Below are 24091 nucleotides of genomic sequence, written 5' to 3' on the forward strand. Positions count from 1 at the left end.
CATCCACAAACTCGGCCCCGGTCTCTACGCCGCCACGGCATGGACCCCAACACCCCTTGCGTGACCTGCGAAAACGCTAACTACCCGGCCTTGGGGGAAGGCCCGTTGTGTAACCCGGTGCGTTGGTGCCGCTGGCGTCAGGTGCTGGATGCCTCGAAGGTCTCGATCGCGCAGCGTGCTGCCCCGCTGGCCTCGATCCTGGCGTCGCTGGTGATCAGCGGGACACCGAGGCTCTCGGCGAGGGCTACGTAGTGCGCGTCGTAGACGGAGAGGTTGTTCGACAGCTCGCGTACGCGCTGCCACAGGACCAGCGTCGGGTGCAGGTCGAGAGCGAGGGCCTGGTAGTCGGTGATCGCCTTCACGGCCTCCTTATCGGTGATCTTCGGCTTGCTCCCTCGTCGGCCGCGGGCCAGCCCGAAGGCGGCTGAGGTGATCTCGTAGTCCAGCAATCCCGGTGCCGCAAGCGTGTCGGCGCGGCCCACGCGTTCACGGATCGCGGTTCCGGTTTTGCCGTGGTCGAGGAGGAAGTGCACGAGGCTGGAGCAGTCGATGACGATCAACGTCGGTCCCGCCCGTCCTCGATGGCGTCGAGGATGTCGGTCGTGCTGAGTTCGGTGCGGGTTTCACGCTCCAAGCGTGTGGCCATCTCCGCGAGGGTGGGCTTGGCGGCTTCCCGGGAGAGAAGGTCCAGGGCGTATGCCTGGAGCGACTTGCCGGCCTGTGCGGCGCGGACCTTCAGGGCGTTGACTGTGTCGTCCGGGACATCCCGGATCGTAATCGCGGTCATGCCTGCATTCTAGCAGCAGTGCAGGTGATATGCAGCTGTGAGGGGCTGGTCCGGTTCTGGCCTCGACAGGCACCGTGCGGTAACAGATTTTGTCGAGGCCGGACAAGCAGTCTCATGTGCCCATCTGGCCTCGTCAGGGCTGTGCCTGCGGCCACACGGTGCCCTCGCTGGCCTCTTCCCGCTCCCCCGCCGGTGGACAGTCGGTGGGCAGACGCCTTTGGGCGGTGCATCACGGGGTGGCACGGGTCAACCTGTCGCATGTGCTCCGATCAGGAAAAACGTCACTACCCGGCACGACGAGACGTCAGGCAACATGAACGCTCATGGTCTCGTAATGCGTAGGTCTCGGGTTCGAATCCCTAAAGTGGCTCTAAGGTGAACCCCAGGTCAGGGCTATGACCTGGGGTTTCTTCTTTGGGTTGACCTTGGAATTCGCGCTAAATCGGGCACTCGTGGTCTGTGCATCGTAATGCGTAGGGCGGCGGTTCGGTTTCCGTGACGTTGGTGGACCAGCTGGAGAGACTCTTCGCCGAGGGCCGGGCGGTGCGGGTGCCGGCGGACTTGACCGGACTCGACGAGCGCGTCCGGGATATCGAGGCGCAGCGCACGAGCCACCAGCGCGGGCGGGGAAAGAAGTCCGAAGGGGGACAACTGTGATCCACATGCTCTTGCCGCTGGACCTCTTCCGGGTCTCGTACGACGTCGCGGTGGGACGCCCCTACAGCAGGTTGGAGCAGCTGCTGCTGCGGCTCATCTGTGACGATCAGGGCGACGAGGGCCGAACCTTCGAAGAACTCCGCCAGGCGTTCCAGGTGCACGACCGGCTACTGATCGAAGGCTTGGTGACGCTGCTCCGCGAAGGCTGGGTGGCCATGGCCCAGAGCGATCAGGAGATCCGCTACGTGGCGACTGCCGAGGGGTTGCTCACCACCTCCAGCGGTCGACGGCCGAGCAGCTTGCGGGTTCAGCGCAGGCAGGAGAACATCGTTCGTGAGCTGATGAGTTGTCAACTTGCCCGGCAGTCAGACCTCGATCTGGTGACCGCACGGGACGTTCGGAGGAAGACCAACCGTGGAGCGCGGAGCTTCGCGCTCACGGAGCGACAGCACCGGAAGACCCTCAACGGCGGGGAGACCGAGTGGCTGCTCCCGCGGAACGCGGACGAGCAGCAGTGGATCCGCCGGATTGACAGCAATGCACGCCTGGTGCGCGGAAGGTACTACCTGCCTCTAAGAGTGGATCTCGAAAAGGCGGTGGTGCTGGGGTTGCCGCGAACTGGAGCCACCTCACCTCGTTGATCCTGGAGAGGACCGAGCTGCAGTACCAGGACCAGAGCTTGGCCTCCGGCTCGGTCGCGCAAGAGCGCTTCGATAAAATGATCAAGGAATGGCAGCGGGAGCGCGATCGCGTCAGGCGGTCCTCCGTGCAGGCGGTGGAACTCGTCACGGTGCCCTGTGTCGAGACGGCACTGCTGGCGGGCGACAGCCGCCGGCTCGCAGAAGGCGCCCTGGCGGACGCGACCACCCATGCGCTGATCGTGGTCTCGCAACTAGACGATCACCAGGTCGCGAGGGTGATCGAGGTTGCCGCAGATCTTCGTAGTCGCGGGGTGGGCGTGGACGTCCTCTGGTCGTGTGCCGACGACGAGGCACTGCGCAAGCGCCTGGTCAACGCGCTCGGTGCCACGCGGGCGAAGAGCTTGACAGGAAAGGTCCTCTTCAACAGGACGCCGACGGATGCCCTGGCCGACTTCGTGCTCACCGCCACCGACAAGGGGCCGGTGGCTGTCGTGGGTACCGGGCTGCTGTCTGTGCCGGCGCAGGACGAGATGCTGAGCCCTGCCGTGCTCGTGCGCGATGTGCGGGGGCTGAGCAATCTGGCGTTGCTGGCCTCCGGCTGGTGGCAGGAGAGCCCGGACGACAGCGCGGAACTGGCGGCCAGTCGCTGGCGCCACCTGTCGGAGAAGTGGGTCGAGGAAGCGGCGCTGAACGGAGCCGTGCCGGGCGCCGGGGAGGCGGAAGCCTCCTGGAACGTGCCGACGTCGGAGGTCCCCTTGCCCCAGCCGGTCAACGAGGATCCTGGTACTGCCACCTTGCTGGTTGGTGCCGAGGGTCCTGCGGCCCGAAACAGGTTGACCGGGTCCGGCGCCGCGGCAGTCGCATCGCGCCGACTCGGGAAGCCGTGGGATTCCATAAGTCTGGTCGGAACGGCTGAGGAGTGGGTGGTCGGACTCGATGCTCCGTCAGTCTCGGCGCTCGCCCTCCTCCTCCGTGGTCGAGTGGCCGCCGAACTCTGGACGCAGGTAGGTGCGGAAAGCGATCCGACGAGGGCGGCGAGCGGCTCGCGGGTGCCGATTCCTGATGGAGATGTCAAGCGGCGAGGGTGACCGGCGGCATGGGGTTGCAAGGGCGCACACAGCGTGCAGGAGATCCGGAAGAAGACGACGAGGTGCACCCCGGCGGGCTCAGCCCAGGACCCGCAGGGATCCGAGCAGAGCCAGGCTGCACAGGGCGCCCAGCGCGTTGACGCAGGCCAGCTGCCAGACCCCCCAGTGACTGCTCGATGAGGGGTACCAGCAGCTCATCGGAGGTGAGGAAGGCCGACATGCTCATCGGTCGGCACTGCCGGGCGGGACGACCCATTCGGTGGGTTGGCCGGTGAGGGAGGCGATCATGTCGAAGTCTCCGTCGTAGTGGAGGACCGTTCGCCGGTTCAGTTCCGCTGTGGCGGCGATCAGCAGATCGGGGAGGGACAGAGCGCGGTGGAAGCCTGAGTTGAGGGCATGGCGCTGGATCTCGAGAGCGCGGGTGAAGGTGTCGTCGTCGGTGCGGAGGTAGTCGAAGGCGTGGAGCCAGGTGCTGATCCGTGTTGCTTCCGAGCTGTCCCGGGCGGAGTGGATCATCTCGAACTCGGTCGGCTGGCATACGGCGAGGAGGTAACGCTCGTGCAGAGGCTTGAGCACCTCTTTGACGCTCGGCTTCGTCCAGCGGGCGAGGGCGGACTTGTCGATCAGGTAGCGGTCCTGCATCAGGCGGCCCGGCCTCCGTCGCGGTCGCCGTTGTGCTTGAGGGAGCCGTCTGCGTTGCGGGGCCCGGTGTTCTCGACGATCTCACTGAAGTCGAGCTCACCGGCCTCCATGGCGTCGAAGCCCTCCTGCCGCAGATGTCTCTTGACGGCGTCTTCCATGGCGAGGCGGACGGCTTTGGCCTTCGTTTTGGTCCCGAAGATACGCATGGCCTCGGTGACCATGTCTTCATCGAGGTCGATGACGGTTCTGGCCATGTGGTGATCCTCTCGGAGGTGCTTGTTCCAGCAAAATGATACCATTCGTTGGCTGTGATGGATATCGTTTCGATTCCTTGTGAGAAATGGACAGTCGTCCTTGTGCCGGGCCCCGCCCCTGTCGGGGGGCTTCACCAGGAGCGATGGGGTGGCGGGAGGCGGTCGACCAAGCGGCCCTGTCGGTGGACGGCCGATGGACAGACGCCTTTGGACGGTGCATCACGGGGTGGCACAGGTCAACCTGTCGCACGTGCTCTGATCAGGAAAAACGTCAGCACGCAGCACGATGAGGCATCAGGCAACACGATCCCTCACGGTCTCGTAGTGCGTAGGTCTCGGGTTCGAATCCCGAAAGCGGCTCCACGAGAAACCAGGTCGGACTTTGTCTGACCTGGTTTTCCCGTTTTCCAGGACCCCGCCGTCCCCGGACGGCGGGTGACCTACGGCTTGCGAGGGTTCTTCCGACGCCCGCGGAAGGCGAGGGTGTCCAGGGCGAGCGCGACATAGCGCCGGGCGACCTCGGCCTCGGTGAGCGGCCCGTCCGCCCGGTACCAGACGGCGACGGCCTGGCACATGGAGATGATGGCCCGGACGGCTTCCGCCGGATACGGCGTGGTGAACGCGTCGTCCTCGATGCCTTCGACGACGACGCGACGCAACATCACCGAGAGTTCGTTCCGCTGCGCCAGATAGCGCTCCCGGTTGTCGGGCTCCAGGTTGCGGACCTCACCGTCGAGAAACGCCAGGCGTCGACGGTGGGTCATGTACAGGGTGAAGCACTCCACGATGTGCGCCACTCGGTCCTCCGGCAGGTCGCCGGCCGCGTCCAGGGCGTGACGGCAGCGGACCAGGATGTCGTGCATCGATCCCATGAGGAGTGTGACGAGCAGATCCTGCTTGCTGCCGTGGTGGTAGTACAGCGTCGGCAGAGTCACGCCGACCCTGTTCGCGATGGCACGCACCGAGCCGCCGTGGTAGCCGTGGGCCCCGAATTCCTCGAGGGCCGCTTCGAGGAAGGGAGAGAGCTCCAGCTCCTCGAAGTGGCGCCAGTCGGCTCCCGGATCCGGCTCGAAGCCGAGTTCGGTCTCCTCTCGCCGCCCCCGGTGTGGCTGCTTCGTCCGGGACGTCTGCCGCGCCACGTACCTCTCCTTCGTAACCTGCCGTCGCCGTGCAGACGGGCCCTGTTCCTCACGGCGGAGACTACAGGCAGCGGCCTGCGGCGCCGCGGAGTCGGATGGGCCCCTGCCGGCAGCAGGCCGGGCGGGGCTCACTTGGGCTGGATCAACTGCCGGCTGATGATTTCCTTCATGATCTCGTTGGTCCCGCCGTAGATCGACTGGACGCGGCCGTCGAGGAAGGCGCGGGCGATCGGGTACTCCGTCATGTAGCCGTAGCCGCCATGGAGTTGCAGACCGCGGTCGACGACCCGCTGCTGGAGGTCGGTCGCCCACCACTTGGCCTTGGCCGCGTCCTCCACCGTGAGCAGACCGGCGTTGAGGGCCAGCATCGCCCGGTCGATGAACGCCTGGCTGACGTCCAGGGCGGTGCGCAGTTCGGCGAGCACGAAGGCCGTGTTCTGGAAGGAGGAGATCGGCCGGCCGAAGGCCTTGCGCTCCCGCACGTACTCCAGGGTCCAGCCGAAAGCGGCCTCCGCGGCGGCCTGGGCGCCCATCGCGATGGCCAGACGCTCCCGCGGCAGGCACCGGATCAGGCTGCGCAGGCCGCCACCGAGATCACCGAGGAGATTCGCGGCGGGGACCCGGGCGTCGCGGAAGAACAGCTCGGCCGTGTCCTGGCCGTGCAGACCGATCTTCTCCAGCTTCCGCCCCCGGCTGAAGCCGGGGGTGTCCCTCTCGACCACGAACAGGCTGATCCCCTTGGACCCGGCGGCCGGGTCGGTGCGGGCGGCCACGACGACCAGGTCGGCCTGGATTCCGTTGGTGATGAAGGTCTTGGCCCCGTTGAGCAGCCAGTGGTCACCGTCGCGCACGGCGGTGGTGCGCATGCCCTGCAGATCGCTGCCCGCGTCGGGCTCGGTCATGGCGATCGCCGAGATCAGCTCACCGGCGGCGAGGCCGGGCAGCCAGCGCCGCTTCTGCTCCTCGTCGGCGAGTTCGAGGAAGTAGGGCATCGCGATGTCCTCGGTGAGGCTGATGCCCAGCTGCACGGAGGCCGCGCCGATCGCCGCCAGCTCCTCCATCACGACGGCGCGATAGCGGATGTCCGGTTCACCGCCGCCGCCGTACTCCTCGGGCACGGCCAGGCCGATGATGCCGTGCCGGGCGGCCACCTGCCACACCCGGCGGTCGACCAGCCGTTGCTCCTCCCACTTCTCGGCATACGGCGCGACCTCGCGTTCGACGAACTTCCGGACGCTGCCGCGGAAGGCCTCGTGGTCCTCGGTGTACAGATTGCGTTCCATGCGGGTGGGCTCCTCTTGCGGCGCGCGAGGCGCGCTTACTTTCCGGAGAAATCGGGGTGGCGCTTGTCGCGGAAGGCGGCCACTCCCTCGGCGAAGTCGGCGGTGGTGAACAGCTGGGCCTGGCCTTCCCGCTCGATGGCCAGCGCGTTCTCCAGATGGCCGAGGACCGCCGCGTTGAGCGCGCGCTTGGTCTGGGCGAACGCTGCCGTCGGTCCCTGGGCCAGCTCCGACGTCAGCCGTGCGGCCTCGGCGTCGAAGGCGTCGTCGGGCACGGCTCGGGTGATCAGGCCCCACTCCTCGGCCCGGGGCGCCGGAACGCGGTCGGCGAGCATGGCCATGCGTGCGGCGCGCGCACGGCCGACCGCTGCCGGGACGAGCGCGGTGGCACCGCCGTCCGGCATGAGGCCCACGCGCGCGAAAGCGAGGAGGAAGTACGCCGACTCCCGGGCGACGATGATGTCCGCGGCGAGAGCCAGGGAGCAGCCGACGCCGACCGCCGGCCCGTTGACGGCCGCCAGAACGGGCTGGGGAACCTGCCGCAGGGCCAGGGTGAGCCGGTTGGCCGCGTCGATCGTGCCGGTGCCGGGCAGTTCCCCGCCGAGGTCGGCGCCGGCGCTGAACGCGCGTCCCGCCCCGGTGAGCACCACGACGCGGATGCCGGAGTCCTTGCCGGCGCTCTCCACCGTCTCGGCGGTGAGGTCCAGCATCTCGGTGGTGAAGGCGTTCAGTCGCTCGGGTCGGTTCCAGGTGATGCGCAGTACCGGCCCGTCGTGTTCGACGAGGATCGGGGATGTCATCGGAAGTCCTGCCCTTCAGGCGTTCCAGTCGGCGAGCACGGCGTCGGTGTCGTGTCCGGGCTGGGGAGGAGCGGAAGGTGTCCGCGGGAGGGTGCGCGAGAAGCGCGGCGCCGGAGCGGCCTGCAGTACGCCGTCGATCTCCGTGAGGGTGCCGCGGGCGCACAGGTGCGGGTCGAGCGGCACTTCGTCGGGAGCCAGGACGGCGGTGACACAGGCGTCGGTGCCGGCGAAGACCTCGGCCCACTCGTCGCGGGGACGCGTGAGGAAGGCTTCCGTGAGCCGGTCCCGCAGGGCGGGCCATCCCGACCGGTCCCCCTGGTCGGGCAGCGTGGCCGGGTCGAGTCCCAGTCCGGCGACAAGGGCCCGGTAGAACTGGGGCTCGATGGCTCCGACGGCGACGTACCGTCCGTCCTGGCACACGTACGTGTCGTAGAACGGAGCGCCGCCGTCGAGCAGATTGCCGCCCCGCTCGTCGGACCAGGCGGCCTGGGCGCGCATCGCCCACATCATCTGCAGCAGCACGCTCGTGCCGTCGACCATCGCGGCGTCCACGACCTGGCCCTCACCCGAGCGTTCCCGCTCCCACAGCGCGGCGAGGACTCCGGCCAGCAGGAACATCGAGCCGCCGCCGAAGTCGCCGACGAGGTTGAGCGGGGGTACCGGGCGTTCGCCGTGCCGCCCGATGGCGTGCAGGGCGCCGGTGAGGCTGATGTAGTTGATGTCGTGCCCGGCCTGCCGGGCCATCGGCCCGTCCTGGCCCCACCCGGTCATCCGCCCGTACACGAGCCGGGAGTTGACCCGGTGGCAGTTCTCAGGGCCGACACCGAGGCGCTCGGCGACCCCGGGCCGGAACCCTTCGACGAGCACGTCGGCCCGCGCCACCAGCCGCAGCACCAGCCGGCGGCCCTCCGCCGTCTTGAGGTCGGCCGCCACCGACCTCCGGCCACGCAGCAGGTGGTCCGGCCTGCCACCGGTGAGGTCGAGTGCTCCCTGCGGGCGTTCGACGCGTACCACGTCGGCGCCGAGGTCGGCCAGGATCATCGCCGCGTGGGGTCCCGGCCCGATACCGGCGAGCTCCACCACGCGCAGTCCCGTCAACGGTCCCGCCATGTCGTGCCCCTCTCAGGCGAGACCGGCGAGCCGCGTGACGTAGTCGCGGGCCCGGGCGGGGTCGTAGGAGCGGGCGATCTGCATCTTCTCGGCCTCCAGCGATCCCTCCGCATGGGTCGCCAGGACGGCCTGGTAGCCGCCGTAGTCGCGAGCGGTCAGGTCACCGATGAAGTTGAGCATCCGCAGCCGCTGTTCGGCGGGGACCGCACCGGCGTAGTACTTCTCCAGTACGGCGCGGATGCCGGGATCGGCCCAGTCCTCACCGCCGGGCCCGGTGATCAGCAGGCCGCCGGAGAGGTCCATCAGTTTGGCGACGGCGTCGTGGAAGCCGTGCGCGAAGGTGTACTTGGCCGTGTTCACGGCGAGCGGGTCGGGCTGCTGGATGCCGTGCTGTCCCGGCCGCGAGCGGACGGCGGCGAGTTCCGCCAGGCCGCGGACGGTCTCGGCGTACGCGATCAGCTGGGCGATCTTGTCCCTGACGTGTCCGGCGCGGCTGATGCCGTTGTACTCGGCGATGAGCGAGGCCGCCCCGACGAGGATGTCCAGCAGCGGCAGCTTGTAGTTGACGGCCGTGAAACGGTGGTAGTCGACGAACGCGATGGCCAGCGGGCCGGCCAGCTCGGGCCGGCGGTCGAGGAACACCCGGTCCTTGGGCACGCGCACGTCGTCGAAGACCGTCAGGCTTTCCAGCAGCTTGTGCTTCGACGAGAGCGGGAACTCGAAGTCGTTGCGCTCTCCGGCCGAGTACGGCGAGACGTACAGCTTCAGACCGGGCGTGTCGACGGGGATCGCGAACGAGATCGCGTAGTCGCGGTCCTCCGCGCCCATGGCCCGGGTGGGCAGCACGACCAGTTCGTCGGCGTTGGCGGAGAACGAGGTGTGGCACTTGGCCCCGCGCACCGTGATCGACTCCGCGTCCTCGTCGACGACACGGAGGTAGAGGTCGGGGTCGGCCTGCCGGTGCGGGGGGAGGGAACGGTCGCCCTTGACGTCCGTCTGCGCCACCGCGAGCGCGAGGTCCTCGTCGCACACCCGCTGGTGGTAGGCCTTCACCTTCTCCAGATCGGCGCCGTCCAGCGCTCGCAGCAGGGCGAACAGGGCGTCGCTGCCGACCTCCTTGAGCACGATCGTGCCGGCGCCGAGTGCGGACACGGTCTCGACGAGCTCGCCTCTGGCCCGCAGGTCCTCGGTCGTCCGCGGCACCTTGTAGAAGGCCGAGTAGGCGCCGGAGGGTCCTTCGGCGACGGCGAGCTCGGGTCGCGTGTCGGCGATGCTGTAGCACAGGGCCGAGTGGTCGACCGCGGCGGACAGTTCGGGATCGTCCACGACGTCGGGGACCTGGCGGCCGCGGTAGAAGACGGACCTGCCGTCGCGCAGCCCCTCGCGGTACTCCTTGGCGGTACGCACAGTCATCGGATCGTTCTCTCTGTTTCTGGGGAGGACAGCGGGGGTGTGTCAGAGGCGTTCGATGACGGTGGCGTTGGCCAGGCCGCCGCCCTCGCACATCGTCTGCAGGCCGTACCGGCCTCCGGTGGCCTCCAGGTGGTGCACCAGCGTGGTGAGCAGCCGTGTGCCGGACGCGCCGAGCGGATGGCCGAGGGCGATGGCCCCGCCGCACGGGTTGAGCCGCTCGGGATCGGCGCCGAACTCGCGCTGCCACGCCAGCGGCACCGACGCGAAGGCCTCGTTGACCTCGTAGGCGTCGATCGCGTCCAGGGACAGTCCGGAGCGGTCGAGCACCCTGCGGGTCGCCGGGATCACGCCGGTCAGCATCAGCAGCGGGTCGCTGCCGGTGACCGCGAAGGTGTGGAACCGGGCCTTGGGCCGCAGTCCCAGGGCGTTCGCCCGTTCCTCGCTCATGATGAGCACGGCCGACGCGCCGTCGGTGAGGGGGGACGAGTTGCCGGGGGTGATCTGCCAGTCGATCTCCGGGAAGCGGGCACCGAGGGCCTCGTCACGGAACGCGGGCCGGAGCCCGGCCAGTTGCTCGACGGTGGTGCCGTGGCGCACGGTCTCGTCCGCCGTGAGGTCGCCCCCGCCGGTGCGGACCGGGGCGATCTCGGCGGCGAAGCCACCGGCGGCGGCGGTCGCCGAGGCACGGGCGTGGGACCGGGCCGCGTACGCGTCGAGCGTGTCGCGGTCCAGCTTCCAGCGCGCCGCGATCAGTTCGGCCGCGACGCCCTGGTTGACCAGCCCCTCGGGGTAGCGGGCGGCGACGGCGGGCCCGAACGGGTCACGGTCCAGTGCCGCGCTGCCCAGGGGCACCCGGCTCATCGATTCCGTACCGCAGGCGATGGCGATGTCGTACGCGCCGGCCAGCACGCCCTGCGCGGCGAAGTGGGCCGCCTGCTGGCTCGACCCGCACTGCCGGTCGATCGTGGTGGCGGGGACGTGCTCGGGGAACCCGGCGCCGAGTACGGCGCTGCGGGTGATGTTCGCCGTCTGCTCGCCCACCTGTCCCACGCATCCGCCGATCACGTCGTCGACGAGGCCGGGATCGATTCCCGTGCGTTCGACGAGCGTCCGCAGGACGCCGGACAGCAGCGCCGCCGGATGGATCTCCGAGAGCTGCCCACCCGGCTTGCCCCTGCCGGACGGTGTCCGTACGGCGTCCACGATGACGGCGCTGGTCATGATCGTCCTCCTGGTCCGGGCGGCAGACGCCACCGACGTATCTAACGATCGATATACAGAGGCGTCGCTGTCAAGCCGTGGCGGCGACGGCGAGAGATCCGTCACGAAGCTATCTATCGATCGATATAGACGCGCTAGTGTGAGCCGGAAGATCCATGGAACGGAAAGGAACCTCGCCATGGTGCGTACACGGTTCTGTGACGTGTTCGGAGTGGAGTACCCGATCGTCCAGGGCGGGATGCAGTGGGTGGGCCGCGCCGAGCTGGTCTCCGCGGTGGCCGACGCGGGCGGGCTGGGATTCATCACGGCGCTGACCCAGCCGACGCCCGAGGACCTGGCCAAGGAGATCGCCCGTTGCCGGGAGATGACCGACAAGCCCTTCGGCGTGAACCTGACCATCCTGCCGTCGATCAAGCCGCCGCCGTACGCGGAGTACCGGGACGTGATCGTCGAGTCGGGGGTCCCGGTCGTCGAGACGGCCGGGGCCAATCCGGCCGAGCACCTGCCGGCCTTCCACGCGGGCGGGGTGAAGGTGCTGCACAAGTGCACCAGCGTCCGGCACGCGGTCAAGGCGCAGGAACTGGGCGTGGACGGCATCTCGATCGACGGCTTCGAGTGCGCTGGTCATCCGGGGGAGGACGACATCCCCGGCCTGGTGCTGATTCCCGCCGCCGCGGAGGTGATCACCATCCCGATGATCGCCTCCGGCGGTTTCGCCGATGCCCGCGGGCTGGTGGCGGCGCTCGCCCTGGGCGCGGACGGCGTCAACATGGGCACCCGCTTCCTGGCCACCGCCGAGGCGCCCGTGCACGACAACGTCAAACGGCACCTGGTGGAGGCGAGCGAGCGCGACACCGACCTGATCTTCCGGCCGCTGCGCAACAGCGCGCGGGTGGCCCGCAACGCCGTCAGCCGGCAGGTCGTCTCGATCCTCGACGCGGGCGGGACGTTCGAGGACGTCCGCGAACTCGTGGCGGGAGCCCGGGGCCGCCGGGTGTACGAGGCCGGCGATCCCGATCTGGGGATCTGGACGGCCGGCATGGTCCAGGGGCTCATCCACGACATCCCGACCGTCGCGGACCTGATCGACCGCATCGTGACCGAGGCGCACGCGCTCATCAAGGGCCGGCTCGCCGGCGTTCTGGCATAGCCGGCGTTCTGGCACAGGAGGAGGAGCAGATGGACATCAGCAACGCGGTCGCCCTGGTGACCGGCGGGGCATCCGGGCTGGGGCTCGCCACGGCGCGTGAACTGCACGCACGGGGCGCGAGCGTCCTCATCGTCGACCTGCCGGGCTCGGACGGCCACGCCGTCGCCGAGGAACTCGGTGAGCGCGCCGCGTTCGCCCCGGCCGACGTGACCAGCGAAGCGGAGGTGGCGGCGGCGGTCGAGGCCGCGGCAGCGCTCGGTCCGCTGCGCATCGCCGTCAACTGCGCCGGCGTCGCCAACGGCATCAGGACGGTCGGCAAGAAGGGCCCTTTCCCGCTGGCCGACTTCACCAGGGTCGTCAACATCAACCTGATCGGCACCTTCAACGTCATCCGGCTCGCCGCCGAGCGCATCGCGCGGACCGAGCCGGTGGGCGGGGAGCGCGGTGTCATCGTCAACACCGCCTCCGTGGCCGCCTTCGACGGTCAGATGGGACAGGCGGCGTACTCCGCGTCCAAGGGCGGTGTGGTCGGGATGACGCTGCCGATCGCCCGCGACCTGGCCGGCCTGAAGATCCGCGTGGTCACCATCGCGCCCGGCCTGTTCCACACGCCGATGGTCGACAGCCTGCCCGAGGACGCCGTCACCTCGCTGGGCAGCCAGGTGCCGCACCCGTCCCGGCTGGGCGACCCGGCCGAGTACGCGGCCCTCGCCCGCCACATCGTCGAGAACCCGATGCTCAACGGCGAGACCATCCGCCTCGACGGAGCCATCCGTATGGCACCGCGCTGACCGGAGGCCGACGGGGTGCGGGGCGGCGGTCACCTGGACCGCCGCCCCGCACCCGCCTGAGAAGATGCCTCCATGACACGCACCCTGACCCGACGGGAATTCTTCGAGGCCGCGAGCGCGGTCCTTGCCGAAGAGGGGGTCGGCGGCCTCAGCATCGTCGCCCTGTGCGCGCGTCTCGGTGTCACCCGTGGCTCCTTCTACCACCACTTCGACAGCCTCGCGGAGTTCAAGGGCGCCTATCTCGACCACTGGGAGAACGTGGTCAGCCAGGAGCGGCTCGACATCGTCGACCGGGAGCTCGACTTCGAGGCCCGCAGCGAGCTGTCCATCCGCCTGGCGCAGAGCGCCGAGTTCCGCACCGAGCGGGCGCTGCGGGCGTGGTCCGTGTCCGACCCGGCCGTGCGGGACATGCTGCGGCGCATCGACGAACGTCTGCTGGAGGTCGTCCGCGGGTCACTGCTGAGGGCCGGGGCGAGCAGCCGGCAGTCCACCGTCTACGCCCACATGGCGGTGTCGATCTACACGGGGCTGGGCGCACGGGAGCAGGCCCCCGACCCGGAACTGATCCGGGAGATGTACGACGAGCTCAAGTGGGCGGCGCTGCAGCGCGTCGCGGCCAACTGACGGGCGGGGGCCGCGGCCGCTCTCCCGCGGCCGCGGCCCCCACCCGTTGCACTTCTCGTGCGAAGACGGCTACTTGGTGCCGAAGTCGGCCGGCCTACTCGCGTCGTGCGAGTCGAACGTCGCGCCGAGCAGGCCCTGTTTCGCCGCCATCGCCTCGACCACCCGGTGCGACGTGTTCAGGAACGGGTCGCCCTGCGCGGCCCGTGCCCGCATCCGCCGTTCCCGGCCCGGCCGGGCGTCGGCCCAGCCCCCCAGCCGTACGAGTGCGCCGCCCAGCGTCCGGTACCGCCGGCTGTACCTGCGCAGCTGCGCGCGGCTGAACCCGGACGCGGCGGCGGTCCGGTACCCGACGGGGTCGCCGCCGATGTCGGCGATCATCCCGCAGTAGAGCGGGAAGAGCGTCTTGTCCAGGACGCGGTTGAGCAGTGTGGAGTCCGTGCTGGTGAAGCTCTCGCGCACGGCTCCGAGCAGCGTCCTGGCGAGGTCCTCGGACCACTGGCTGCCGCTGCCGTAGGTGGACAGGATCCAGTCGAACTGCTCGATCGCCTCGATGGGGTTACGGGGGAGGATCTGTTCGGAGACTCCGAAGCGGTAGGCGGTGTAGCACCAGTACATGTTGACGGCCGCGAGGTCCGCCATGGTCACCCGGCGGCCGAGCGAGGCGTCGATGATCAGGTTGACGACCCCGTAGGCCGGTACACCGAGCGACATGTCGGTGTTGGAGATGGGATCGCCGTGGTGGGCGTAACCCTCCGCCCCCCACCGGCGTCGCAGACCCTGCCGCACCTGTGCGTGCATCAGGCGCACCCGCACGGTCGTCTTGAAGGTGTCCGAGAAGCGGTCCAGGCCGTCCGGCAGCGCCACCTTGCGGAAGAAGTCCGAGGTCTCCAGCTGGCGGCGGTAGATGTCGCGCTGGAAGCGGCCGGTGGCTCCGGTGGCGGAGGACACCGCCTCGCCGTACGCCGTCATGATGACGTTGACGATCTGCCCGCCCAGCTTTCCGAACGGTGAGCCGTTGGCCATCACCACCCGGCCCCGCTCGTACATCTCGGCGTCGAACCACTCGGGCCTGCCGCACAGTTGCTCGAACAGGGCCTCCAGTTCCTTCGGGGGTGAGTCGACCGCCTCGATGCCGTGCTCGAGGGCGGTGTCCAGCACCGCCCGGAAGCTCTCGTTGCCCATGCGCCGTTGCAGCGCGACGACGGAGTCCATCAGCTCGTCGCCCTCCCAGAGGTGGTCCTGGAGGCGTCGGATGAGCGGGGTCTCCTCGGGGGTCTCCCGGACCGTGATCCAGGGGGAGAAGAGGTGCCGGCGCATGTGGAGCCACTCGGGGCTGTACCGGGCCCGGGGCGGCGCGGGACGCAGCTCCATGCCGGGGCGGTAGTAGTAGTCGTACGGATGCTTCGCGCCGTCGGTCCCGACGGCTTCGGCGGTCTGCTCGGTCATGTGCCCTTCCTCCCTAAGCGTTCAGCCAGCGGGCGCTTGCGTAGACGGACTTGTACTCCAGGTAGGAATCCAGGCCCTCCGGGCCGAACTCGCGGCCGATGCCGCTGTCCTTCATGCCGCCGAAGGGGGCCTCGAGGTCGGTGCTGTAGTAGTTCACGCCGACCGTTCCGGTGCGGATGCGTCGTGCGATGGCCACGCCGCGGTCCTCGTCGGCGGTCCACACGGATCCGGCGAGGCCGTAGTTGCTGTCGTTGGCGATCCGGATGGCGTCCTCGTCCGTGTCGAACGGCATGACGGCGATGACCGGGCCGAAGATCTCCTCCTGGGCGAGAGGACTGCCGTTGTCGACGTCCGCGAACACGGTCGGTGCCACGAACCAGCCCCGGTCCAGGCCGTCGACCCGGCCGCCGCCCGCCACCAGGCGGAAGTCGGCCCTGCCCTGCTCGATGTAGCCGAGCACCCGTCGCTGGTGGCGCTCGCCGGCCATGGGGCCGCACTGCACCGTCTCGTCCAGCGGATCACCCACCCGCAGTCCGGTGGCGTAGGCCGCCAGGGCGTCCACCACCTCCGCGTAGCGGGAGCGTTCCACCAGCACGCGCGACTGGGTCGTGCAGGTCTGGCTGTTGTTCTGGAAGCTGGCCGACGGCAGGCCGTTCAGGAAGGTGTCGAGGTCGCCGTCGCGCAGGAAGAGGGAGGCGGACTTGCCGCCCAGTTCGAGCGTGCAGCGGCGGATCAGCCGGCCGCACTCGGCGCCGACGACGCGGCCCGCCTCGGTCGAACCCGTGAACGCGATCTTGTCGACCTCCGGGTGGCGGACCAGGGCCATGCCGGCTTCGCGGTCGGCGAGGACGATGTTCAGCACCCCGTCGGGCAGGCCGGCCTCGACCGCGGCGTCCGCGAACAGGTAGCTGTCGAGGGCCGTGTCCGGGGACGGCTTGAGGACGAGGGTGCAGCCGGCCGCGAGCGCCGGGGCGACCTTGGACATCGCCAGGGCCAGGGGGTAGTTCCAGGGCACGATCGCGCCGACGACGCCGACCGGTTCGCGCCGCACGATCGTCGAACCCAGAGCCGCCGGCCGTGCCGCCTCCAGCGGGGTCTTCTCGATCAGATCGGCGTACATCCGCAGGAGCGCGGCGGGCGCGCCACCGTTGAACGCGCGGGACAGTCCGATCGGCATGCCGTTCTCCCGGCTGACGAGGACGCTCGCCTCCTCGGACCGCTTGTCCAGCGCGTCCGCGAACCGGCGCATCACCGCGGCCCGTTCGGCGGCGGTCGTCGCACCCCACGGGCCGTTCAGGGCTGCCCGCGCGGCCCGGACGGCACGGTCCACGTCCACCTCGTCGCCGAGGGCCGCTACCGCGAAGCGCTCGCCGGTGGCCGCCTCGACGACGTCGTGCCGCCCGGAGCCGTGGGGCTTCTGCCATGCCCCGCCGATGAAGAAGTGGACCCGGTCCGAGACCTCGGGAGCACTCAGGGGTGCGGAGTCTGTCGTGGTCATCCTTGACCTCCAGAAAGAGCGGCGGCTGTCCGCGGCCTTCCGGGGCCGCGGCGCTCTGCTGTCGAGAGAGCGAACGACGATGCAGTGATATCCATCAGTGGTATCTATCGTTCGATAACATACAGACCTGTATGTAGCGCTCAACATACACCGGTGCATGTTCGAGTCAAGGGGTGCGGAGTGGAATCAAGCGATGAATCCTTCGAGGTCCACCTGGCCAAGTCGCAGCTGACCGTGCGGGTCCTGCCCGGCGAGTCGGTGCTGGACACGCTCGAGCAGAACGGGATCGAGGTGCCCTGGATGTGCGGGGCGGGCGTCTGCGGGAGCTGTGAGACGACCGTCCTGGAGGGCCGGCCCGAGCACCGGGACAGCGTGCTGTCGGACGCCGAGCGCGCCTCGGGGCGCACGATGATGGTGTGCGTGTCGCGCAGCCGCTCACCCCGGCTCGTCCTCGATCTGTGAGGACGGCCGCGAGGGCGGCGCCGGGGCCGGCTCAGCGCGCGGGCCGCGAGCGCACCAGGTCCAGGGCGAACCGCACGTACTCGGCGGCGACCTGCTCCGGGGTGAGATCGCCGCCGGGGCGGTACCACTGGGGGAGCGCGGTGCACATGGTCACCACGGCACGGGCCGCCTCGTGCGGATGCCGGGTGAGGAACAGGCCCGCGGCGACCGCCTCCCCGACCTCGTGGTCGACCATCCGCTGCTGCTCGGTGCGCAGGCCGGCGATCACCCGGTGGTTCTCCGGCTCCAGGGAGCGCATCTCGCTCGCGCCGACGAACCCCAGCTCACGGCGGCGCGTGTGGAACAGGGCGAGGTTCTCGACCAGCAGGCAGAACCGCTCGACCGGATCCCGGCCCTCGGCGCGCGCCGCGCGGGAGCGGTGCAGCAGGTCGGTCATCGTGAGGTCGAGTATCCGCCGCAGCATCTCCTGCTTGCCGGAGTAGTGGTGGTAGAGCCCGGCGATCGACATGCCGCAGCGCCGGGCGATGGCGCGCACCGAAGTGCCGTGGTAGCCGACCTCCAGGAACTCGGTCAGTGCCGCCCCCAGCACCGGATCGAGGATGGACGGGGGGTAGTCGCGCCAGTGCGGACCGGGCGCCCAAGGCCGGTCGGGCGGTGCCGTCCGGGTCACGCCCCGCCGGGGAGTCCGCCGGGCCGGCTCGGTGCCCTCGAGCAGATCTCCCGCGGTCGTCCCGAGCGCCTGGGCGATCTCGCCCAGACGGGCGACGGAGAGTCCGGTGCGCCCGCGCTCGATCTGGCTCAGCGTCGCGGGGCTCACCCCGATCCGGCCGGCGAGGGCGCGCAGGCTCACTCCACGGGCCTCCCGGGCCGCCCTCAGCCGGGCGCCCGCCTGATCGTGCGATGACGGGTTCTCCATTCAGGAAACCTAAACACTTGTTGGGTGCCGAGACAAGAAGAAAGCCGCTGACCTCTTGATTCCAGGGCGAACTTATGAGGAACATGCCAGTGTTCACCCAGCAGCCGAACGATCGATCGGTGAACAGCGGCGGCGTGCGGGCCGTGACGGCGGCGGGCACGCGGTCGAGCCGCCGGGGGTATCCGGGGCGCCCGCCCGATCGCCGTCCACTGCAGCGCCGAAGGCACCGGAGCCCCACCCGCCGACGGCACAACGGCACCGACGGGAGCACCCGATGACCTCGATCCACGACCAGCGGCCCTGGCTCGCCCACTATGCCGCCGGGCGCCCGCACGACATCGTTCCCGAGCACTCCAACACCCTGGAGATGTTCGCCGCGTCCGTGCGGCGCGGGCCAAACGCGCCGATCCTCCGCTACTTCGACGGCGTCCTCACCACCCGGCGGCTGGACGCGCTGTCCGACGCCTTCGCCTGCGGCCTGCTGGACGCCGGGGTGAAGGGCGGCGACCGGGTCGCGCTCTACCTGCAGAACGTGCCGCAGTTCGTGATCGCGCTGCTGGGTGTGTGGAAGGCCGGTGGCATCGCGGTCTCCGTGAACCCCATGAACAAGGCACGCGAGGTCGACGAGCTGCTGCGGGACTCGGGCGCGCGTGCGGTGGTCTGCCTGGAGAGCCTGTACGCCAACGTCCGCCCCGTGTTCGACGGCCCGGTGATCACCACCTCGGAGACGCGCTACCAGAGCCGGGACGACCCACGTGCCCTCGACGGCGCCACGGCCGTCGACTGCCCCGGGGCACAGGACATGGAGGAGCTGATCGCGCGGTTCGAGGGAAGGCGTCCCCCCGAGGTCGCACCGGGACCGGACGACGTGGCGGTCCTGACGTACACGTCGGGCACCACCGGTCCCCCGAAGGGCGCCATGGCGACCCACGGCAACATCGTGTTCAACGCGCAGACCTACCGGGACTGGATGGACGTGGGCCCCCGCGACGTGATCCTCGGCGTGGCGCCGCTGTTCCACGTCACCGGCCTCGTCGGACACATCGCCCTCTGCCTGCTGACCGGCGCCCCGCTGGTGCTCCTGCACCGCTTCGAGCCCACCTTGGTGATCGACGCGATCCGGGAGACCGGGGCGACCTTCACCGTCGGCTCGATCACGGTGTTCATCGCCCTGATGAACGCGCCGAACGCCGACCGGGACGCGCTGGCCACGCTCACCCGGGTCTGCTCCGGCGGTGCGCCGATCCCCCCGGGCACGCTGAGGGAACTCGCGTCGCGGTTCGGCGTGCGCGTCCACAACATCTACGGCCTGACCGAGACCACTTCCCCCTCCCATGCCGTGCCGCTGGGCGCCGACGCCCCGGTGGACAGGATCTCCGGCGCGCTGTCGGTCGGCGTGCCCGTCTTCAACACGACGGTCCGCGTCATCGGCGAGGACGGCGGGGAACTGCCGCCGGGACAGATCGGCGAGCTGATCGTCTCGGGCCCGCAGGTGGTGCCCGGTTACTGGGGGAAACCGGAAGAGACGGCCATGGCGATACGCGGCGGCGCCCTGCGCACCGGCGATCTGGGCTACATGGACGCCGACGGCTGGTTCTACGTCGTCGACCGCAAGAAGGACCAGATCAACGCCGGCGGGTACAAGGTCTGGCCGCGTGAGGTCGAGGACGTGCTCCACGAGCACCGCGCGGTGCGCGAGGCCGCCGTGGTGGGCGTTCCGGACACCTACCGGGGCGAGACCGTGAAGGCGTTCGTGAGCCTGCGTCCCGGAGCGGCGGTGACCCCCGCCGAACTCGTCGACTTCTGCAAGGCCCGGCTGGCGGCGTACAAGTATCCGCGCGAGGTGGAGATCCTCGGGGAACTGCCGAAGACCGGCAGCGGCAAGCTGCTGCGCCGTGAACTGCGAGACCGCGGGCGCGCCCAAGCCGGCACGTGAACACTCGGAGGGCGTGCCGGCATCCGCTCGGGCCCGGCCCGCGGCGAGCGGGGCGGGAGCCGACGGCCGGCTCTCAGTTCCCGCTCTCGGGGGCGGTCTCCGGCGCGCCCGTACCCTTGAGCAGTCCGACGAAGGCCCGGAAGGACTTCGCCATGTCCACCTCGGCGGGGTCGTGCAGCCACTGCGTCTGCAGTCCGTCCATGACCGCCGTCAGCAGGGGCGCGGCCTCCCGTGGGGTGAGCCCGCCGGGCAGCCGGTCGCCGAACTCCTCCCGCAGCGACCCTGCGGTCAGTTCCCTGAACAGGCGGTAGCGCCCGTGGAAGTAGGGCCGGGCGGGGTGGTCCTCGGTGACGCTCTCGCCGGCGAGCACGGTGAAGACCTGCACGATGCCGGCCCGGTCACTGTTGTACTCCACCATGTAGCTCAGCGCGTCGAGCGAGATGGAGGTGCCGCTGAGCATGACGGTCGCGCCGTCCCACTGGTCCCGCGCCTCCAGCACCGCGACGAGCAGGGCCTCCTTGGTCGGGAAGTGGTGGAGCAGCCCGGCCTGGGTGAGGCCGACGCGCTCGGCGACCGCCGCCAGCGAGGTGCCCCGGTAGCCGTTCTCCGCGATGACCTCCATCGCGGCCCGGATGATCTCCGCCTTGCGCTCCTCGCTGCGCGTGGAACGTCCGAGTCCGCGTGTCCCGCTGTGTCCTGCCACAGGGCGGAAGCCTAGACCGTCGGCCCGTACGGCAGGGTCGACAGTGATGTCGAAATAACAAAATGGTAACAACCCCTACCGAATGAAAGGTTTCCTGCTTCAGGATGTGCGTCACGTAACGCGGATGTTTCCCCCGCTCGTCTCCCGTTGCGTTCACCCTCATCCCTCGCCTCAGCAGGAGGTAGGCCAGTGGACCAGGCAATCGTCCCCGGTGCCGCCGCAGCCGACACCCCGTCCGGATCCGCGCCGGACGACCAGCCGCTCGCCCCGCGCGGCTTCATCACCCGGATCGCGCTGGCCGAGTTCGGCCTCTTCGGCGCGCTCCTGACCCCTGTCCTGGTGACCCTCGCGCTGCGGGTGGCCCAGGTCTCCCCGCAGACCAAGACCGCCGATCTGAGTCTGGTCCTCACCATCGGCGCGTTCGTCGCGCTCGTCGTCAACCCGCTGGTCGGCCGCCTCTCGGACCGTACGACCTCCCGCTTCGGCCGGCGCCGGCCCTGGCTGATCGGCGGAGTGCTGATCGGCTTCCTGGGGCTGCTGATCATCGCTCTCGTGCCGTCGATCCCGGCGATCGCCTGCGGCTGGGCGCTCGCCCAGATCGCCTACAACGCCTCCCTCGCCGCACTCCAGGCCACCGTCCCCGACCAGGTGCCGAGCCGGCAGCTCGGCAAGGTCTCCGGTGTGCTCGGTATCGCCCTCACCCTGTCCATCGTGGCCAGCTCGCAGCTCGCCGCGGTGTTCAGCGATGTCAAGGTGCAGTTCCTCGTGCCGGCGCTGGCCGCGATCGTGCTGGTCGGCTGGTTCGCCGTGAAGCTGCCCGACAGACGGCTCGAGTCCCGGCCCGCGCCGTTCTCCGTCAGGGAGTTCCTCAGCAGCTTCTGGACCAACCCCGTCCGGCACCGGGACTTCGGCTGGGCCTGGGTGTCGAAGTTCCTGGTGATGTTCGGCATGGTCGCCCCGGCCTCCTACCTCGCCTACTACCTGATGGCCGACTTCGGCGTCTCGGCGGGTGAGGTGGCCGGCAAGGTGGCCCTGCTGGTGGTGATCAGCTACGCCTGCAACGCCACCATGGCCGCCTTCAGCGGCTGGCTCTCCGACAGGCTGGGTGTGCGCAAGCCGTTCGTCATCGGCAGCAGCCTGGTCATCGTGGCCGGCCTGGTCGTGCTGGCGTTCGCCGGCGACTTCACGATGCTCCTGGTCTCCCAGATCCTCGTGGGGATCGGCGGCGGCATGTTCTACGCCGTCGACATGGCCCTGGTCACCGAGGTGCTGCCCGACCAGCAGGCGGCGGCGAAGGACCTGGGTGTCATGAACATAGCCAACGCGCTGCCGCAGACGCTGGCCCCCATGCTGGCGGGCGTGCTGCTGGCGGTCGGCGGAGGCGACAACTACACCCTGTTCTTCGCGGTCGCCGCGGCGGTCACCCTCGTCGGGGCGCTGTGCGTGACCCGTATCCGAGGCGTCCGCTGAGCCTCCGCCCGTTCTCACCGTCGTCCAGTTCTCACAAGGGAGTCCGTCCATGACCGATCGCATCAGGGAAGCCGCGGTGGAGAAGGCACTCGGCACGCTCGACCTCGACGCCAAGGCCCGGCTGCTGGCCGGGCAGGACATGTGGTCGCTGCCCGCGCTGCCCGAGATCGGTCTGGCCTCCCTGGTGATGTCGGACGGCCCGATCGGCGTGCGCGGTGTGCGGTGGACGGCGGACGACCCGTCCGTGGCGCTGCCCAGCCCCACCGCGCTCGCCGCCACCTGGGATCCGGAACTGGCCCGCCGGGCCGGTCACCTGCTCGCCCAGGAGGCCCGGCGCAAGGGAGTGCACGTCCTGCTCGCGCCGACCGTCAACCTGCACCGCTCCCCGCTGGGCGGCCGGCACTTCGAGGCCTACTCCGAGGACCCGCTGCTCACCGGCGCCATCGGCACCGGCTACGTCACCGGCGTCCAGGAGGGCGGGGTCGGCACCACCGTCAAGCACTTCGTGGCCAACGACGCCGAGACCGACCGCTTCACCGTCAACAACGTCGTGGGCGAACGGGCCCTGCGCGAGCTGTACCTCGCGCCCTTCGAGACCATCGTGAAGAACGCCCGCCCGTGGGGCGTCATGGCGGCGTACAACTCCGTCAACGGCACCACGATGACGGAGCACGGCCGCCTCCAGAACGAGGTGCTGCGCGGGGAGTGGGGCTTCGACGGATACATCGTCTCCGACTGGATGGCCGCCCGGGACACCGTCGGCGCCATCCACGGCGGCCTGGACGTGGCCATGCCCGGACCGGACACCGTCTACGGCGCGGCGCTCGCCGCCGCCGTGCGCGACGGCCGCGTCGACGAGGCCGTGGTGGACGAGGCCGTCCGCAACGTCCTGCGGCTGGCCGCCCGCACCGGCGCCCTCGAAGGCGCCCCGCCCGCCGTCGCGGAGGCCGACCGCCCCCACGACATCGACGGCGACGCGCTGGCCCGGGAGATCGCCCGCCGGTCCTTCGTCCTGGTCCGCAACGAGGCGGTGCTGCCGCTGGCGCCGGACAGCGGGACCGTCGCCCTGATCGGCACCGCCGCCCGCGACGCCCGGGTGCTCGGCGGCGGCTCCGCCCAGGTCTTCCCCGACCACGTCGTCTCCCCCCTGGAGGGCCTCACCTCCGCGCTTCCGGCCGGCGCGCTGACCTACGCCGTCGGACCCGATCCCAGCGAGGAACTCGCCCCCGCCGTACAGGGGTTCGAGCTCCACGCCGTCTGCCGCGACGCGGAGGGCCGGGTCATCGGGGAGACCAGGCTGCCCAGCGGCAACGTGCAGTGGATGGGCGACGACCTCCCCGACGGCGTCACCCACGACACGCTCCACTCGGTGGAGATCACCGGCACGTTCACCCCGCGCCAGTCCGGCGCGCACCACTTCGGCACGCGAGGGCTGGGCGGATTCCGGCTGACCGTGGACGGCCAGGTCCTCTTCGACGGCGAGAAGCGGCTCGAGTCCGACGACGATCCCTTCGAGGCGTTCTTCGGCGCGCCCGACGACCGCGGCACCGTGGAGCTGACGGACGGCCGGCCGGTGGAGGTCTCGCTGCGGTACGTGGTGACGAAGAACACCGGCAACCCGATCAAGGCGGTCGGCTTCGGACTGATGCACAAGGACCCGTGGCGCGACCCGGACGAACTCATCGCCGAGGCCGTCGAGGCCGCGCGCGGCGCGGACACGGCGATCGTGGTGGTGGCGACCACCGAGCGGGTGGAGTCGGAGGGCTTCGACCGGCGGGACCTGCGGCTGCCCGGCCGCCAGGACGACCTGGTGCGCGCGGTCGCCGCGGTCAACCCGCGGACCGTCGTCGTCGTCAACTCCGGTTCGCCCGTGGAGCTGCCGTGGCGGGACGAGGTCGCGGCCGTGCTCCTGTCCTGGTTCCCCGGGCAGGAGGCGGGCGCCGCACTCGCCGACGTCCTGCTCGGCATCGAGGAGCCCGGCGGACGGCTGCCCACCACCTGGCCGGCCCGGCTGGCGGACGCCCCGGTCTCCCGCGTCGTCCCGGACAACGGTGAACTCCCCT

The 24091-nt window shown here is 70.1% G+C and carries 24 protein-coding genes; 10 read left to right on the top strand and 14 right to left on the bottom strand.

What is annotated here, in order from left to right; translation table 11 throughout:
• Positions 1 to 137: 137 nt before the first annotated feature.
• Together ABZX30_RS33170 and ABZX30_RS33175 are read right to left on the bottom strand one after the other, a co-directional pair.
• Complete coding sequence (locus tag ABZX30_RS33170) at positions 138 to 560, bottom strand: type II toxin-antitoxin system VapC family toxin (protein WP_355940581.1); 423 nt, start codon at positions 558 to 560, stop codon at positions 138 to 140.
• Complete coding sequence (locus tag ABZX30_RS33175) at positions 557 to 787, bottom strand: antitoxin (protein WP_355940584.1); 231 nt, start codon at positions 785 to 787, stop codon at positions 557 to 559. The genes ABZX30_RS33170 and ABZX30_RS33175 overlap by 4 nt, the downstream gene beginning before the upstream one ends.
• Positions 788 to 1291: 504 nt before the next feature.
• Here ABZX30_RS33175 and ABZX30_RS33180 point away from each other — a divergent pair.
• From ABZX30_RS33180 to ABZX30_RS33190, 3 genes are read left to right on the top strand one after another with little or no spacing between them, the layout of a single operon-like run.
• Positions 1292 to 1444, top strand: a complete 153-nt coding sequence (locus tag ABZX30_RS33180; RefSeq protein ID WP_355940587.1) for a hypothetical protein — start codon at positions 1292 to 1294, stop codon at positions 1442 to 1444.
• On the top strand, positions 1441 to 2085 hold the full coding sequence (locus ABZX30_RS33185) for a hypothetical protein (protein ID WP_355940590.1): 645 nt from the start codon (positions 1441 to 1443) through the stop codon (positions 2083 to 2085). The genes ABZX30_RS33180 and ABZX30_RS33185 overlap by 4 nt, the downstream gene beginning before the upstream one ends.
• The gene (locus ABZX30_RS33190) at positions 2082 to 3173 is read left to right on the top strand and encodes a hypothetical protein (RefSeq protein WP_355940593.1); all 1092 of its coding nucleotides are present in this window, start codon (positions 2082 to 2084) and stop codon (positions 3171 to 3173) included. The genes ABZX30_RS33185 and ABZX30_RS33190 overlap by 4 nt, the downstream gene beginning before the upstream one ends.
• Before the next feature lie 222 nt (positions 3174 to 3395).
• Here ABZX30_RS33190 and ABZX30_RS33195 read toward each other — a convergent pair whose 3' ends face one another.
• From ABZX30_RS33195 to ABZX30_RS33230, 8 genes are all read right to left on the bottom strand, one after another.
• On the bottom strand, positions 3396 to 3815 hold the full coding sequence (locus ABZX30_RS33195) for a PIN domain nuclease (protein ID WP_045563116.1): 420 nt from the start codon (positions 3813 to 3815) through the stop codon (positions 3396 to 3398).
• Positions 3815 to 4069 (bottom strand): type II toxin-antitoxin system VapB family antitoxin, encoded by a 255-nt coding sequence (locus ABZX30_RS33200; RefSeq protein WP_013001761.1) that lies wholly within the window; start codon positions 4067 to 4069, stop codon positions 3815 to 3817. Before ABZX30_RS33200 ends, ABZX30_RS33195 begins: the two co-directional genes overlap by 1 nt.
• Positions 4070 to 4509: 440 nt before the next feature.
• Positions 4510 to 5208, bottom strand: coding sequence for a TetR/AcrR family transcriptional regulator (locus ABZX30_RS33205; RefSeq protein ID WP_355940598.1), 699 nt, complete (start codon positions 5206 to 5208; stop codon positions 4510 to 4512).
• A gap of 128 nt (positions 5209 to 5336) precedes the next feature.
• Positions 5337 to 6491, bottom strand: coding sequence for an acyl-CoA dehydrogenase family protein (locus tag ABZX30_RS33210; RefSeq protein WP_355940601.1), 1155 nt, complete (start codon positions 6489 to 6491; stop codon positions 5337 to 5339).
• A gap of 35 nt (positions 6492 to 6526) precedes the next feature.
• Entirely contained in the window at positions 6527 to 7288 is a 762-nt protein-coding gene (locus ABZX30_RS33215) for an enoyl-CoA hydratase (RefSeq protein ID WP_355940603.1), read from the bottom strand.
• A gap of 15 nt (positions 7289 to 7303) precedes the next feature.
• The gene (locus ABZX30_RS33220) at positions 7304 to 8398 is read right to left on the bottom strand and encodes a CaiB/BaiF CoA-transferase family protein (RefSeq protein WP_355940606.1); all 1095 of its coding nucleotides are present in this window, start codon (positions 8396 to 8398) and stop codon (positions 7304 to 7306) included.
• 12 nt (positions 8399 to 8410) lie between these two features.
• Positions 8411 to 9811: a 4-hydroxyphenylacetate 3-hydroxylase N-terminal domain-containing protein gene (locus tag ABZX30_RS33225; RefSeq protein ID WP_355940609.1), complete on the bottom strand. Its 1401-nt coding sequence runs from the start codon at positions 9809 to 9811 to the stop codon at positions 8411 to 8413.
• A gap of 42 nt (positions 9812 to 9853) precedes the next feature.
• Positions 9854 to 11032 carry a thiolase family protein gene (locus tag ABZX30_RS33230; protein ID WP_355940612.1) on the bottom strand — a complete coding sequence of 393 codons (1179 nt, stop codon included), beginning with the start codon at positions 11030 to 11032 and terminating at the stop codon, positions 9854 to 9856.
• Between the two features lie 178 nt (positions 11033 to 11210).
• Between ABZX30_RS33230 and ABZX30_RS33235 the strand changes: the two genes are divergently transcribed.
• The 3 genes from ABZX30_RS33235 to ABZX30_RS33245 all read left to right on the top strand — a co-directional run bounded on the left by ABZX30_RS33235 (position 11211) and on the right by ABZX30_RS33245 (position 13597).
• Positions 11211 to 12182: a nitronate monooxygenase family protein gene (locus ABZX30_RS33235; RefSeq protein ID WP_355940615.1), complete on the top strand. Its 972-nt coding sequence runs from the start codon at positions 11211 to 11213 to the stop codon at positions 12180 to 12182.
• Between the two features lie 29 nt (positions 12183 to 12211).
• A complete protein-coding gene (locus tag ABZX30_RS33240; protein ID WP_355940618.1) occupies positions 12212 to 12973 on the top strand; it encodes a 3-hydroxyacyl-CoA dehydrogenase in 762 nt (253 codons plus the stop codon).
• Positions 12974 to 13045: 72 nt separating this feature from the next.
• The gene (locus tag ABZX30_RS33245; RefSeq protein WP_355940621.1) at positions 13046 to 13597 is read left to right on the top strand and encodes a TetR/AcrR family transcriptional regulator; all 552 of its coding nucleotides are present in this window, start codon (positions 13046 to 13048) and stop codon (positions 13595 to 13597) included.
• A 69-nt stretch (positions 13598 to 13666) separates the two neighbouring features.
• On the opposite strand, the gene ABZX30_RS33250 is transcribed toward ABZX30_RS33245, so the two are convergent.
• Positions 13667 to 15043, bottom strand: coding sequence for an oxygenase MpaB family protein (locus ABZX30_RS33250; protein ID WP_355940624.1), 1377 nt, complete (start codon positions 15041 to 15043; stop codon positions 13667 to 13669).
• Positions 15044 to 15056: 13 nt separating this feature from the next.
• A complete protein-coding gene (locus ABZX30_RS33255) occupies positions 15057 to 16541 on the bottom strand; it encodes an aldehyde dehydrogenase (RefSeq protein WP_355940627.1) in 1485 nt (494 codons plus the stop codon).
• Positions 16542 to 16721: 180 nt separating this feature from the next.
• On the opposite strand from ABZX30_RS33255, the gene ABZX30_RS33260 reads away from it, so the two are divergent.
• On the top strand, positions 16722 to 17003 hold the full coding sequence (locus tag ABZX30_RS33260; protein WP_355940630.1) for a 2Fe-2S iron-sulfur cluster binding domain-containing protein: 282 nt from the start codon (positions 16722 to 16724) through the stop codon (positions 17001 to 17003).
• Between the two features lie 31 nt (positions 17004 to 17034).
• Here ABZX30_RS33260 and ABZX30_RS33265 read toward each other — a convergent pair whose 3' ends face one another.
• Entirely contained in the window at positions 17035 to 17919 is an 885-nt protein-coding gene (locus ABZX30_RS33265) for a TetR family transcriptional regulator (RefSeq protein ID WP_355940633.1), read from the bottom strand.
• A gap of 274 nt (positions 17920 to 18193) precedes the next feature.
• Here ABZX30_RS33265 and ABZX30_RS33270 point away from each other — a divergent pair, with 274 nt between their 5' ends.
• On the top strand, positions 18194 to 19855 hold the full coding sequence (locus tag ABZX30_RS33270) for an AMP-binding protein (protein ID WP_355940636.1): 1662 nt from the start codon (positions 18194 to 18196) through the stop codon (positions 19853 to 19855).
• 73 nt (positions 19856 to 19928) lie between these two features.
• On the opposite strand, the gene ABZX30_RS33275 is transcribed toward ABZX30_RS33270, so the two are convergent.
• Positions 19929 to 20558: a TetR/AcrR family transcriptional regulator gene (locus tag ABZX30_RS33275; RefSeq protein ID WP_355940639.1), complete on the bottom strand. Its 630-nt coding sequence runs from the start codon at positions 20556 to 20558 to the stop codon at positions 19929 to 19931.
• A gap of 189 nt (positions 20559 to 20747) precedes the next feature.
• Here ABZX30_RS33275 and ABZX30_RS33280 point away from each other — a divergent pair, with 189 nt between their 5' ends.
• Positions 20748 to 22028: an MFS transporter gene (locus tag ABZX30_RS33280; RefSeq protein WP_355940642.1), complete on the top strand. Its 1281-nt coding sequence runs from the start codon at positions 20748 to 20750 to the stop codon at positions 22026 to 22028.
• A gap of 49 nt (positions 22029 to 22077) precedes the next feature.
• On the top strand, positions 22078 to 24091 hold a 2014-nt coding region (locus tag ABZX30_RS33285), incomplete at its 3' end, for a glycoside hydrolase family 3 C-terminal domain-containing protein (RefSeq protein ID WP_355940645.1).

The sequence above is a fragment of the Streptomyces sp. NPDC004542 genome (assembly GCF_040610035.1).
In the GTDB taxonomy this organism is placed as follows: domain Bacteria; phylum Actinomycetota; class Actinomycetes; order Streptomycetales; family Streptomycetaceae; genus Streptomyces.

Bases quoted from the DNA above. Each gene is read 5' to 3' on its own strand.
- ABZX30_RS33175 (WP_355940584.1), bottom strand. From the start codon at position 787: ATGACCGCGATTACGATCCGGGATGTCCCGGACGACACAGTCAACGCC.
- ABZX30_RS33195 (WP_045563116.1), bottom strand. From the start codon at position 3,815: ATGCAGGACCGCTACCTGATCGACAAGTCCGCCCTCGCCCGCTGGACG.
- ABZX30_RS33200 (WP_013001761.1), bottom strand. From the start codon at position 4,069: ATGGCCAGAACCGTCATCGACCTCGATGAAGACATGGTCACCGAGGCC.
- ABZX30_RS33210 (WP_355940601.1), bottom strand. From the start codon at position 6,491: ATGGAACGCAATCTGTACACCGAGGACCACGAGGCCTTCCGCGGCAGC.
- ABZX30_RS33215 (WP_355940603.1), bottom strand. From the start codon at position 7,288: ATGACATCCCCGATCCTCGTCGAACACGACGGGCCGGTACTGCGCATC.
- ABZX30_RS33220 (WP_355940606.1), bottom strand. From the start codon at position 8,398: ATGGCGGGACCGTTGACGGGACTGCGCGTGGTGGAGCTCGCCGGTATC.
- ABZX30_RS33225 (WP_355940609.1), bottom strand. From the start codon at position 9,811: ATGACTGTGCGTACCGCCAAGGAGTACCGCGAGGGGCTGCGCGACGGC.
- ABZX30_RS33230 (WP_355940612.1), bottom strand. From the start codon at position 11,032: ATGACCAGCGCCGTCATCGTGGACGCCGTACGGACACCGTCCGGCAGG.
- ABZX30_RS33235 (WP_355940615.1), top strand. From the start codon at position 11,211: ATGGTGCGTACACGGTTCTGTGACGTGTTCGGAGTGGAGTACCCGATC.
- ABZX30_RS33240 (WP_355940618.1), top strand. From the start codon at position 12,212: ATGGACATCAGCAACGCGGTCGCCCTGGTGACCGGCGGGGCATCCGGG.
- ABZX30_RS33245 (WP_355940621.1), top strand. From the start codon at position 13,046: ATGACACGCACCCTGACCCGACGGGAATTCTTCGAGGCCGCGAGCGCG.
- ABZX30_RS33250 (WP_355940624.1), bottom strand. From the start codon at position 15,043: ATGACCGAGCAGACCGCCGAAGCCGTCGGGACCGACGGCGCGAAGCAT.
- ABZX30_RS33255 (WP_355940627.1), bottom strand. From the start codon at position 16,541: ATGACCACGACAGACTCCGCACCCCTGAGTGCTCCCGAGGTCTCGGAC.
- ABZX30_RS33265 (WP_355940633.1), bottom strand. From the start codon at position 17,919: ATGGAGAACCCGTCATCGCACGATCAGGCGGGCGCCCGGCTGAGGGCG.
- ABZX30_RS33270 (WP_355940636.1), top strand. From the start codon at position 18,194: ATGACCTCGATCCACGACCAGCGGCCCTGGCTCGCCCACTATGCCGCC.